Source organism: Clostridium neuense, from assembly GCF_045310695.1.
GTDB classification, from domain to species: domain Bacteria; phylum Bacillota; class Clostridia; order Clostridiales; family Clostridiaceae; genus Clostridium_S; species Clostridium_S neuense.
The window spans coordinates 1-12,519 of the sequence record NZ_JBJIAA010000016.1 but is presented as its reverse complement, the minus strand read 5'-3'; the positions used below and the strand labels follow the sequence as shown (position 1 = coordinate 12,519).

General features: G+C 30.3%; 10 protein-coding genes and 1 riboswitch. Of the genes, 2 read left to right on the top strand and 8 right to left on the bottom strand.

Going from position 1 to position 12,519, the window contains the following annotated elements:
- Positions 1-184: 184 nt before the first annotated feature.
- A riboswitch (ZMP/ZTP riboswitch) is annotated at positions 185-265 on the bottom strand.
- A gap of 59 nt (positions 266-324) precedes the next feature.
- Positions 325-1,122 carry a ribonuclease H-like domain-containing protein gene (locus ACJDT4_RS17670; protein WP_406788911.1) on the bottom strand — a complete coding sequence of 266 codons (798 nt, stop codon included), beginning with the start codon at positions 1,120-1,122 and terminating at the stop codon, positions 325-327.
- Between the two features lie 198 nt (positions 1,123-1,320).
- Here ACJDT4_RS17670 and ACJDT4_RS17665 point away from each other — a divergent pair, with 198 nt between their 5' ends.
- Together ACJDT4_RS17665 and ACJDT4_RS17660 are read left to right on the top strand one after the other, a co-directional pair.
- Entirely contained in the window at positions 1,321-1,785 is a 465-nt protein-coding gene (locus ACJDT4_RS17665) for an Lrp/AsnC ligand binding domain-containing protein (RefSeq protein ID WP_406788910.1), read from the top strand.
- Positions 1,786-1,869: 84 nt separating this feature from the next.
- Complete coding sequence (locus tag ACJDT4_RS17660; protein WP_406788909.1) at positions 1,870-2,079, top strand: DUF378 domain-containing protein; 210 nt, start codon at positions 1,870-1,872, stop codon at positions 2,077-2,079.
- Positions 2,080-2,198: 119 nt separating this feature from the next.
- On the opposite strand, the gene ACJDT4_RS17655 is transcribed toward ACJDT4_RS17660, so the two are convergent.
- The 7 genes from ACJDT4_RS17655 to ACJDT4_RS17625 all read right to left on the bottom strand — a co-directional run bounded on the left by ACJDT4_RS17655 (position 2,199) and on the right by ACJDT4_RS17625 (position 12,425).
- The gene (locus ACJDT4_RS17655; protein ID WP_406788908.1) at positions 2,199-3,935 is read right to left on the bottom strand and encodes a phosphoenolpyruvate carboxykinase; all 1,737 of its coding nucleotides are present in this window, start codon (positions 3,933-3,935) and stop codon (positions 2,199-2,201) included.
- 146 nt (positions 3,936-4,081) lie between these two features.
- Entirely contained in the window at positions 4,082-5,401 is a 1,320-nt protein-coding gene (gene argH, locus ACJDT4_RS17650) for an argininosuccinate lyase (RefSeq protein WP_406788907.1), read from the bottom strand.
- Complete coding sequence (locus tag ACJDT4_RS17645) at positions 5,401-6,603, bottom strand: argininosuccinate synthase (protein WP_406788906.1); 1,203 nt, start codon at positions 6,601-6,603, stop codon at positions 5,401-5,403. The genes argH and ACJDT4_RS17645 overlap by 1 nt, the downstream gene beginning before the upstream one ends.
- A gap of 232 nt (positions 6,604-6,835) precedes the next feature.
- Positions 6,836-7,840, bottom strand: coding sequence for an isocitrate dehydrogenase (NAD(+)) (locus ACJDT4_RS17640; protein WP_406788905.1), 1,005 nt, complete (start codon positions 7,838-7,840; stop codon positions 6,836-6,838).
- Between the two features lie 30 nt (positions 7,841-7,870).
- Complete coding sequence (locus tag ACJDT4_RS17635; RefSeq protein WP_406788904.1) at positions 7,871-9,796, bottom strand: aconitate hydratase; 1,926 nt, start codon at positions 9,794-9,796, stop codon at positions 7,871-7,873.
- A gap of 25 nt (positions 9,797-9,821) precedes the next feature.
- The gene (locus ACJDT4_RS17630; RefSeq protein WP_406788903.1) at positions 9,822-11,171 is read right to left on the bottom strand and encodes a beta/alpha barrel domain-containing protein; all 1,350 of its coding nucleotides are present in this window, start codon (positions 11,169-11,171) and stop codon (positions 9,822-9,824) included.
- A gap of 531 nt (positions 11,172-11,702) precedes the next feature.
- Complete coding sequence (locus tag ACJDT4_RS17625) at positions 11,703-12,425, bottom strand: lysophospholipid acyltransferase family protein (protein ID WP_406788902.1); 723 nt, start codon at positions 12,423-12,425, stop codon at positions 11,703-11,705.
- Between the last annotated feature and the right edge of the window lie 94 nt (positions 12,426-12,519).

The window sequence follows — 12,519 nt, the reverse complement described above, 5'->3', positions numbered from 1 at the left end:
ATACTCACTTTCATTTACCTTTTTACAATATAATCCTTATACTTTAATGTCAATACACTTAAAAATACAATTGTCGAAATTTTCTCATAATTATTTTTAACATAATATGTTTTTAAAATAGTGCACTGTTTATTTGTATTTTTACCATTTTATAGATTCAAAAGAGTCAAAAAACCGCCTAGGCTAATTTTGCCCAGGCGGTCGGCTTCCTACATAAATCATACTCCCTGTGGTTACTCCACTTCCGCCGGTTATATGACTCATTATATTTGAATCTTATGATAATAAAATATCATATTTAAAACTGCATGTCAATATTAAAATTTAGCAGTATTTATCTATAATCTTTTTAAGTTCATTAACTTCTGTTTCTCCACCTAATAAAGCGGATATAACTTTTGAAGCACTTTTTCTAGCTATTTTTTCTAGTTCAATATCTAGAACTATATCATTTTTAGATAACAAATACTTTAAATAGCTTAACTGTTTGTCTGTAATATGATCTTCTCTTATAAAGCTACTTTCATTTTGAATTTTCCAAACTATTTGAAATATACTAGGAAGATTTAAAACATCCTCAAAATTATGCAGCATAATTTTTTTTCTCAATTTTCCATCCTTATTCTGGAGATATTTTTTATAAAGTTCAACACACATTCCACCATCAATTGTGTCTTTTCTAATTATACCTGCGTACTTTTCCACCGATTTCAAATTACATCTTTCTAGCTTAAGCTGCTGTTTGTATGGTTTTATCATTCTATATAAATCAATATGTTCATTCGGTAAATCAAAATAGGTTTTATACTTATCCATCCTATATCTTATAAAAGGCTCATCAAATGCTTTTCCATTATATGAACACCACACTTTAAATTTCTTTAAATCTTTGAAAAAATTTTTTAATATATTTTTTTCATCTTCTAAACTTTCCCCAAAATATTGCTTTACCTTAAAAATACTATCTTTGACATAATAGCCTAAAGAGATTAAGATTACATTATCCTTCTCTTTATCAAATCCAGTTGTTTCTATATCAAAATATGCTATATTAAACATGTTATAGTGCAATACTATCTGAGGAGAGATATTTATTTTACGTTCAGTTTCAGTTATATACATATTTTACTCCCCCTAATAATCTACAGATTTTTATTATACACCAACTAAATTTATAATAAAATACTACGAATACAAATAATGTGCCTTATTTAATTAAATTATTAAATAAAATTTTTGATATATAAGCATTAAGTTTGATATATGGGTGCTAAGTTTGATATAATATTAATGTCTACTTAATGTATAGGAGTGATTTAAATGAATTTGCAAGTTAATGGATTAGATGATTTGGATTTACAAATATTAGATATTTTAGTTAAAGACTCAAGAACACCTTATCTTGAAATAGCAAGACAATGTCATGTAAGTGGTGGTACAATACACGTAAGAATGAAAAAGATGGAGGAAATGGGCATAATAAAGGGTACTAAGCTTATATTGAACAACCCAAAACTTGGCTATGATGTTTGTTGTTTTATAGGCATATACCTTGATAAAGCTGCAACTTATACAAATGTACTTGATTCTATGAAAGAAATTAAAGAGATAGTTGAACTTTATTACATAACAGGTGATTTTTCAATTTTTGCCAAAGTAATATGTAAAAGTATTTCCGACCTTCAAGATCTTTTAATCAATAAAATACAAATGATAGAAGGTATTCAGAGGACCAATACATTCATATCGCTTTCTCAACCAATAGACAGAAACATAGAAATATAAAAATATTTATTTTGAACATAAACATAATATATTAAAATTTGCGCATAATAATGCTGTAAAAACTATTTAAAGGAGATGTATAACATGAAGACTTTAGACATAATTGCACTGCTTTTAGTTATAATAGGGTCTGTAAATTGGGGATTAATAGGCTTCTTTAATTTTGATTTAGTTGCAGCATTATTTGGTACTATGTCCTCAGTTAGTAGAGTAATATATGCCATTGTTGGAATAGCTGGATTATATGCTATATCATTCTTAGGAAGAGATAGAGAAGTAAGAGTAGAAAAATAAATGTACACTTTAAAACTCATACAATAATTTTTCTATATGTTTTATATGTAATGGTTTTTATAGTAAATTATTTATTATGTTTCATAAAAAAAGGTTGATTTAAATCAACCTTTTTTATATTACAATGTTTTAACTATATCCAAAAGTCGAATAGCTGCCTTTTTAGGTCCAGTTTTTTCTTGCCCTTTTATTCCAAGACGCGTTCTTATTTGTCCAACTTTAACACCAGTTTCAAAAAGCTTATTAAAATATACATCTATTAACTTTTCAGTTTCACTTTGCTTTTGAGTTGGTCCAAATGGATTTGCAAAAAATGTCTTTACAAGTCCTTTTTCTGTTGTTGTTCCTTTAGCCATTCTCGCTCCACTCTTAAACACCTCAATGGCTTCATCTACTGATTTAAAAAATTCTAATTCATCTCCACCAGCTTCATAATTATTAGCATACAAAAATATATCTACTGGATATCCTCTTGTTATATCATTATAAGTGGCAACCGGTATCACAAGTCTAGCATTAGTTTTATCGGGATTCATAAATATACTTCTATCTATCTCTCTGAAAGCATATCCTGGATCAAGATCATCTAGTCTTACAAATGCACCTATTTCTGTACCATATCCCTTTGGTTTACTATTTTCATTTAATTTAATTACACCCATATCATCAAATATTACAGTCATATCACTTATATATTTTTCTCCAAGTTCTCTAAATGCTTCAAGGCTTTCCGATTTTCCAGCTCCACTATCCCCCATTATTACTGCATTTACTGTCTTTCCGTCCTTTGTAATTATATTCACCATAGCCCCATGAATTGGTAAATACCCTCTTTTTATCATAATTAAATTATGCAGTGTAAGGGTCATCTTTTTCATATATCCAAAATAATCTATATCTTCACTGTAATTTATATAACCAAGCATTATATCATTTTTCTTATCATCATAAAATATTGTTCTCGTCGTTTCACTATTATCTTTTGCACCAAATACAAAAATTATATTAGGTTTTGAATTAGTATATTCGTTCTCTTTGGCTATTTCAAACAAATTGCATAGTGTAATTCCATGAGCCATAAAGTCTCTATGAAAATATACAAAAGCAAGAAGTTCACCAACCTTTATAGGAAAACAAAACCAGTGATCTCTATTTATTCTACAATTTAATGGATTCTCAAATACCTCAGAAAAAGTTCCATCTCTTTTTATCTTCTTAGGATAAGATATAAAAGGTGGGTCTATAAATACGGAATCAATCACGGGAACTCCATTTAAACATTCATATCCTTCTGGATACTTCCACTTTATACTATTAACAATAAGTCCTGCATTTGCTCCTGCTGGAAGCTGTCTATAAACCTTAGGCTTTTCCCCCTGAATATTTTCTTCTATTTTTCTATAAGTATTAAGTATAAGCTGTGAAAACTGTGTATTTGAATCAACAAAACTTACATTTTCTAAACCATCATTAAGTTTGCTATTATGAACTATAGTATACCTTTCTAGCCTTCTCCAAAATCCATATATATCTTCTGTAATTTTTATAAGCGAATCTGGATTTTCTAGCAGATTTTCATATCTAGGATTGATTTTTATAACTTCTTCTCTTGCAAACACCAATAACAACTTGTAAATTTCCACTACCTTATTTACGATTTCATCGCTATCATTTTCCTTAATGGCCTTTTCAATATACTTGAAGTCATTTGAATTTCTAAATTTTATGTTTTTTATAAAAGCCTCTATAATTTTTTTAAATCCATTACTGTTTAACACTTTTTCTGAAGTATCACAGTATTTAGCTGTAAAATTAATTATTACTTTATCATTACTCATGGAAAATTCTTTTTGCATGTTATTATAACCCCCTAATGCGAAAAATGAAAGTTGAATAGTTAGTCTCATTCAATTTCAACCGCGTCAATGAGTATTATATCACATTTATGAAATTTTTTCACTATTATTGTTTCATTTTTTTGATTTTTTGAAAATATTACCTGCTATAATTTCATTATTTTTTTTATTCCTTTTTTCAAAATCTCGTTATAATCAATAGAATTATAAACATCCTCTTCAAACAATGTACTAAATGCTTTAAATTCTTCTAATGACAGCTCTTCTATACTCTTCTGATTTTCTTCACAATAAATCACTATTTCACCAGAAATTCTATGTGCATCTCTAAAGGGTATTCCTTTTTTAACAAGATAATCAGCAACATCTGTTGCATTTAAAAATCCTTGTTTTACAGCTTCTTTTAACTTTTTTTCTTTTACTACCATTGTTGAAACCATTCCTTGCATAACCATTAAGCACATTTCTAAAGTATCTGCCGCATCAAAAAATTGTTCTTTATCCTCCTGCATATCTTTATCGTAAGCAAGTGGAAGTCCTTTCATAACAGTAAGCATTGCCATAAGGCTTCCGTAAACTCTTCCTGTCTTTCCACGAATAAGCTCTGCCGCATCAGGATTCTTTTTTTGAGGCATTATACTGCTTCCAGTTGAAAATTTATCATTCATTTCAATAAAGCTAAATTCTTTAGTACTCCAAATAATGAGTTCTTCACTTAGTCTACTTAAATGCATCATACAAATAGAAAAACTTGAAAGAAGTTCTATAACATAATCTCTATCACTAACTCCATCAAGAAAATTATCTACTGGCTTTTTAAAATTAAGCTCCTTTGCAGTAAACTCCCTATCCGTATCATATATAGTTCCTGCAAGTGCACAGCACCCAAGTGGACTCTCATTTAAAATTTCCACTGCATTTTCAATTCTTTTTTTATCTCTTTTAAGCATGCTGTAATAAGCCATCATATGATGAGTAAATGTAACTACCTGAGCCCTTTGCATATGTGTATACCCTGGCATTATATAGTTATTTTCTTCACCTTTTTCTTTTAGCGTTTTTAGCAAATTATCTATGCACTTTACTATATTCATTGATACTTTTTTAGCATACATTTTCATGTCAACTGCAACTTGATCGTTTCTACTTCTTGCCGTATGAAGCTTCTTACCGTCTTGACCAATTCTCTCAATTAAATTAGTTTCAACAAAGCTGTGTATATCCTCATATTCTCCATTTATTTCGAGTTTTCCTGTTTCAATATCTTTTAATATGCTCTTTAATCCATTAATTATATTTATGCATTCATCTTCATTTACTATTCCACATTTATTAAGCATTTTTACATGAGCAATGCTTCCAGTAATATCTTCCAAAAATAATCTTTTATCAAAGCTTAAAGAAGCATTAAATTCTTCCATAAGCTTACTTTCACTTTCTCTAAATCTTCCACCCCAAAGCTTCATTATTTATCACCTAAATGTTTCATAGCTTTTATTTTACTTGGAAGACTAAATAAATTTATAAATCCTTCTGCATCCTTATGGCTGTACAACTCACTAGCTCCAAAGGAGGATATTCCCTCATCATAAAGTGCATATTCTGTATCTATTCCAGCTACCTTTATATTTCCTTTATACAATTTAAGTTTTACTGTTCCAGTTACATTTTCTTGAGTTTTATCTACAAAGGCATCAAGTGCTTCCCTTAAATTAGTAAACCATAATCCGTCATATACGAGTTCTGAATACTTGTGTTCAAGAACTTGTTTGTATTGAAATGAATATTTTTCAACCGTTAAAAATTCAAGTTGAGTATGAGCTTCATAAAGAACAGTTCCAGCTGGAGTCTCATATACTCCTCTTGATTTCATTCCTACGAGTCTGTTCTCTACAAGGTCTGCAACACCTATTCCATTTTCTCCTGCTATCTTATTTAATGTTTCCATAAGTTTAACAGGAGATAATTCCTCTCCATTAACCTTACACGGAACTCCTTTTTTAAAAGATATACTTAAATAGGTGACCTCATCCTTTGCTTTTTCTGGAGGCACAACCATTGAGTACATTTCTTCTTTATGCTCATTTTTAGGATCTTCAAGATCTCCACCTTCATGACTTGTATGCCATAAATTTTTATCTTCTGAATATATCTTTTCCTTTGTTACAGGAACTTCTACTCCTTTAGATTTTGCATAATCTATTTCCGCTTCTCTTGAATCAATATCCCAAATTCTCCATGGCGCTATAATTTTTATACTAGGATCCATTGCAGCTATTGCTGTTTCAAAACGAACTTGATCATTTCCTTTTCCTGTGCATCCGTGGCATATATATTTCGCTCCTTCTTTATGAGCAATTTCAACCAATTTTTTTGCTATAAGAGGTCTAGCAAACGAAGTTCCTAAAAGGTATTTACCTTCATAAACAGCATTCCATTTAATTGCCTGATATAAATAGTCTGTTACAAATTCCTCTTTTACGTCCTCAACATATATTTTAGCAGCACCGCTTTCTATTGCTTTAACTTTAACCTTTTCCATATCATCATCTTGACCAACATTAACGCATACTGCTATTACATCAACATCATAATTATCCTTAAGCCATGGAATTGTTACTGAAGTATCCAATCCTCCTGAATATGCTAAAACAACTTTCTCTTTCATATATAACAATCTCCTTTTCATATATATTAAAAAATTAACTTTTCTGATTTAATGATTATTATTATACAACTTTTGTTATAAATATTCAACATATTTTATAAATATTCATTTGAAAATATGAATACAACTTCCTTAAACTTAATAATGCACAAAATTTTTAAATATAGCTTTGCATAAAAAAACAGCAGATAATTTTGTTTTATACAAAACTACCTGCTATTATTAAATCTTACTAAAGATTTTTGATTACTTCCTCTGTGAATTCACTAGTTGTAGCTTTTCCGCCAAGGTCAACTGTAAGAGCTTTTCCTGTCTTTAAAACATTTTTTATGGCAGCATCAATCTTATCAGCAGCCTCCATTTCACCTATAAATCTAAGCATCATAACGCCTGACAATATTGCAGCAGTTGGATTTGCAATATTTTTGCCTGCAATATCTGGTGCTGAACCATGAATGGATTCAAAAACAGATATTTCATCTCCTATATTTGCTCCAGGTGCTACTCCAAGTCCACCTACAAGTCCAGCAGCCATGTCAGACAATATGTCTCCATAAAGATTAGGCATTACTAGCACATCATACTTTTCTGGGTTTTGAACAAGCTTCATACTCATAGCATCTACAATCATATCTTCAAATTCTACATCACCATACTCTTTTGATACATTTCTTGCGCATTCTAAGAATAATCCATCGGAAAATTTCATAATATTAGCCTTATGCACAGCTGTAACCTTTTTTCTGTTTTGTTTTTTTGCCATATCAAAAGCAAACTGTGCAATTCTTGTACTTGCTTCTCTTGTAATAATTTTTATGCTTTCAGCTGCATAATCTCCTATTTTATGTTCCACTCCCGCATATAAATCCTCTGTATTTTCACGTACAATTATTAAATCAACATCTTCATATCTTGTAGGGATTCCTTCATATGTTTTTATTGGTCTAACATTTGCATACAAATTAAAAGCTTGTCTAAGTGCAACATTTACACTTCTAAATCCTGAACCCACTGGTGTAGTAACCGGTCCTTTAAGTGCTATTTTATTCTTTTTTATGCTTTCAAGGACATAATCTGGAAGTGGAGTTTTATATTCATCCATAACCTTCGCTCCTGCTTCAACCACATCCCAATTAACCTTAACTCCTGCAGCTTCTATTACCTTTATTGCTGCACCTGTAACCTCTGGTCCTATACCATCACCAGGAATCAAAGTTATCTCATGTATCTTTGCCATACTTTTACCTCCAAATTTATATATTATGTCCTATGCGTTTTGCTTTTTTATTTGATTAAGCTTTCCACCACAAATAAGCATATCCTTTTGTCTCTCTGGTATATCTAAAACCATCTCATAATCTTCATTTTTTGTTTCATTATGCACAGTAACAATGCCTTCATTTATTTGATTTACAACATTATCTATTACGATTTTATCATTCTTTTCTATCTTATCATAATCCTCACTATTCTTAAATACAATAGGAACTATACCGTTATTTATTAAATTAGCCTTGTGTATTCTTGCAAATGATTTAGCAAGTACAGCTTTTATACCAAGATACAAAGGTGCTAAAGCTGCATGCTCTCTACTTGATCCTTGTCCATAATTAGATCCACCAATTATAAATCCTCCACCATTTTCCTTTGCCTTTTTAGGAAAGTCTGGATCACATGGAGTTAAGCAGTAATCTGCAAGATGAGGAATATTTGATCTAAATGGAAGAAGCTTTGCATTTGAAGGCATAATATGGTCTGTAGTTATATTATCTCCAACCTTTGTAAGTGCAATTCCCTCTAATTTAGCTGCTATAGGTTTTGCCTTAGGGAATGGCTTAATATTAGGTCCTCTTACAATTTCAACTTCTTCTCCATCTTCTGCTGGCGGAACTATCAAATTATCATTAACCATAAACTCCTTTGGAAGCTCAACATCAACTTTGCCATCAAAAGTAGTAGGATCTGTCAAATATCCTGTCAAAGCAGATACAGCAGCTGTCTCAGGACTTAATAAATAAACCTGAGCTGAAACAGTTCCCGATCTTCCTTCAAAATTTCTGTTAAAAGTTCTTAAGGATACACCATCTGTACATGGTGATTGACCCATTCCTATGCAAGGTCCGCATGCACATTCAAGTATTCTAGCTCCTGAAGCTACAAGCTGTGCTAATACTCCATTTTCAGCAAGCATAGTTAAAACCTGCTTTGAACCTGGTGCTATTACCAGTGAAACATTCTCTGCTATAGTTTTTCCTTTTAATATCTCTGCAACTTTCATCAAATCAAACAATGATGAGTTAGTACAGCTTCCTATAGCAATTTGATTTACTTTTAAATTTTTTATTTCTGAAACCTTTTTAACCTTATCAGGGCTATGTGGACATGCAACTAAAGGCTCTAATTCATTTAAATCTATAGTTATAGTTTCGTCATACACTGCATCTTCATCTGGATTTATAACTTTAAAATCACTTTCTCTTCCTTGTGCTTTAAGAAAATCAAGAGTCTTCTCATCACTTGGGAAAATAGATGTTGTCGCTCCAAGCTCTGCACCCATATTACATATTGTTGCTCTTTCAGGTACTGATAAAGATTTTACTCCATCACCAACATATTCAAAAACCTTTCCCACACCACCTTTTACAGTAAGCATACTTAAGACTTTTAGTATTATATCCTTAGCGGATACCATTGGTTTAAGTTTTCCAAGTAAGTTAACTTTGACAACCTGAGGCATTATTATATAATATTCTCCGCCACCCATTGCTACAGCAACATCAAGTCCACCTGCTCCTATTGCAAGCATTCCCATACCGCCTGCTGTAGGAGTATGACTATCCGAGCCTATGAGTGTTTCACCAGGAACATCAAATCTTTCAAGGTTAACTTGATGACATATTCCATTTCCTGGCTTTGAAAAATATATTCCATGTTTTTTTGCTACAGTTTGAATATACAAATGATCGTCTGCATTTTCAGGACCAGTTTGAAGTATATTATGATCAATATAAGCAACAGATCTTTTAGTTTTTACTTTATCTATCCCTAAAGCTTCAAACTGCAAATAAGCCATAGTACCTGTTGAATCCTGTGTAAGAGTATGATCAATCTTTATTCCAATTTCGCTGCCTTTTTTCATTTCGCCAACTACTAAATGATTCTGTATTATTTTTTCTGTCATTGTTAAGCCCATTATATATATCACTCCTTGCGTAAAATTAACTTGCTCTAGTTTTTTCTATATCTATTAATTCTTCAAAATATCTTTTAACTTCAATTTCAAGTTCTTTATTTGCTATAGGTGTTGTTCTTCCATTTTCATACTGATCGTCAACCCATTTTTTTATTTCTAAAATTCTTTTATCCCTTTTACTTATTTTATCTTTGTCTGAAAGCTTAAAGTAAGTGTTAATCCACGCTGCTATGCCTGCAAGTCCCGAATACTCATTAACAGCTACAACTACAGGCCTATTTAATATTTTATCCGTATCAAAAATATTATAGATTTCCTCATCTTTTAATATTCCATCTGCATGAATTCCTGCTCTTGTAACATTAAAGTCATCTCCAACAAAAGGAGTTCTAACAGGTATTTCATATTTCATTTCTGTTTTAAAGTACTCAGCAATTTCTGTAACAACGTCAAGTCTTAAATCCTTTTTGCCCTTTAGCTGACAATATTGAAATACCATACCTTCCAGTGGACAATTTCCAGTTCTTTCACCTATACCAAGAAGGGTAGTGTTTACAGATGAGCATCCATACATCCACGCTGAAACGGCATTAGGTACAACACAGTAAAAATCATTGTGTCCATGCCATTCTAACGCTTCTGATGGCACATTGCAAGTCTTTTTAAGCCCACCTATTATCCCTGGAATACTTCTTGGCATTTCTACCCCTGGGATACTCACACCAAGTCCTAGTGTATCACATGCTCTTATTTTAACTTGAATATTATATTTTTTACTTAAATCCATAAAGTTTCTTACCAAAGGTACAACAAATCCAAAGAAATCAGCCCTCGTTATATCCTCTAGATGACATCTTGGAACTATTCCGTTTGAAAGAGCTTCTTCAACAATTTCACTATACTTTTTTAAAGCTTCATCTCTATTAAGTCCTAGTTTCTTAAAAATATGATAATCAGAACATGACATGAGTATACCTGTTTCTTTTATATTCATTTGCCTTACTAATTTGAAATCATTTTTATTAGCTCTTATCCAGGTAGTTATTTCTGGAAATTTATATCCTCTCTCCATACATCTAAAAACAGCTTCTCTATCATGAGGATTATACAAAAAAAACTCAGTTTGTCTAATAACACCAGAGTTGTTATCAAGCTTGTTCAAATAATCATATATCTTAACTATTTGTTCTACCGTAAATGGTGTCATGGACTGTTGACCATCTCTAAACGTAGTATCAGTTATCCATATATCTTCTGGCAAATCAACTACATTTTCACTGCCATTAAATTTAATCTTAGGGACTTCAGAATATGGGAATATATCTCTATAAAAATTCGGTCCTTTTCCTTCATTTTCACGACTAAAATTATTCATTTTAACAATTTCACTTCCTACCTCAAAATAAAAATGACTTATTTTTTTAAAATTATTCATCTTAAAATATAAATATATATATCATTTATTGTATAAATATTATATTCATTGAGTTTATGTTAATCATTTTTCTAATATAGCCAGTTTTTTTAATAAGTATAATAGTTTTTATATGAATATATTAACACATTAAATTTATTATTTCAATTATGAATTTTTTATTTTTTGAATTTATCACCTATTAAAATTTCATTTCGTTTTAAAATTTACATATATTTAGAGTTTTTTGCAAGTGCTTTTTTATCAGCTTGAAATTTAATTTATATATATTACAAAATTCTATACTAATTTTTATATTTCTTAAGCTTACTATAGGTCATAATATTAAGTTTAAATTTTAGCGATTATGAGTTAAAAACTAACTTTTTGTTAATAAATAATTATAAAAAAAATACATGCAAAATGTTAGTTACATTTTGCATGTATTTTATAAAATACCAACTAATTTTTAAACTTAAATGAAATTTAAAACTAATGCTTAATAGCTTTAAGCTCTAAATCTATTTTATCTCTAAGACTCTCTGATAATTCTGCCTTTTGCTTTCTATCCAATTCATTAATATTTATCGGTTTTAAAATTGACATTTCAACAGTTCCAGATTTCAGTTTACCATTACCATCCTCAAAGATTCTATAAGTACCATCTAAAACTATTGGTACTATTGGTACATCTGTCTTAGTTGCAAGCTTTAATGCACCTTTCTTAAATTCTCCAAGTTCACTTCTTTTACTTCTTGTTCCCTCTGGAAAAATAACCATAGAATAGCCCTTTTTAATATTTTCTACACCTTTATTAATAGCTTTAAGAGAATCTCTTACATCGCGTCTATTAATAAAGACACAATGCATTTTTTTCATCCAACCACTTACAATCTTTATTTTTAAAATTTCCTTTTTAGCTAAAAAACCTATATGCTTATCTATGTTGGCAAGTATTACTAAGAAATCAAAATTTCCCTGATGATTAGAAACAAAAACACATGTCCCTTCAGGTATATTTTCAATTCCCTTTATATTCACTTTTACTCCAACAGCTTTAAGTATATTTTGAGACCAATGCATAACAATCTCATGTACTAATTTTTCATATTCAACTTCACCTTTATACTTTTTCACATACGCAAGTTTTATTTGAAAAAATAGTGTTACAATCATATAAAATACAAAGTAAATGTATAAAAATATCGTTTTCATATTTATACCTCTAATATTTCAAAAAATAAAATGGCTCCGCGAAAAGGATTCGAACCTTCAACCTATCGGTTAACAGCCGAGTGCTCCACCGTTG

Coding starts and splice junctions, on each gene's coding strand:
- ACJDT4_RS17670 (WP_406788911.1), bottom strand. CDS start 1,122: ATGTATATAACTGAAACTGAACGTAAAATAAATATCTCTCCTCAGATA.
- ACJDT4_RS17665 (WP_406788910.1), top strand. CDS start 1,321: ATGAATTTGCAAGTTAATGGATTAGATGATTTGGATTTACAAATATTA.
- ACJDT4_RS17660 (WP_406788909.1), top strand. CDS start 1,870: ATGAAGACTTTAGACATAATTGCACTGCTTTTAGTTATAATAGGGTCT.
- ACJDT4_RS17655 (WP_406788908.1), bottom strand. CDS start 3,935: ATGCAAAAAGAATTTTCCATGAGTAATGATAAAGTAATAATTAATTTT.
- argH (WP_406788907.1), bottom strand. CDS start 5,401: ATGAAGCTTTGGGGTGGAAGATTTAGAGAAAGTGAAAGTAAGCTTATG.
- ACJDT4_RS17645 (WP_406788906.1), bottom strand. CDS start 6,603: ATGAAAGAGAAAGTTGTTTTAGCATATTCAGGAGGATTGGATACTTCA.
- ACJDT4_RS17640 (WP_406788905.1), bottom strand. CDS start 7,840: ATGGCAAAGATACATGAGATAACTTTGATTCCTGGTGATGGTATAGGA.
- ACJDT4_RS17635 (WP_406788904.1), bottom strand. CDS start 9,796: ATGGGCTTAACAATGACAGAAAAAATAATACAGAATCATTTAGTAGTT.
- ACJDT4_RS17630 (WP_406788903.1), bottom strand. CDS start 11,171: ATGAATAATTTTAGTCGTGAAAATGAAGGAAAAGGACCGAATTTTTAT.
- ACJDT4_RS17625 (WP_406788902.1), bottom strand. CDS start 12,425: ATGAAAACGATATTTTTATACATTTACTTTGTATTTTATATGATTGTA.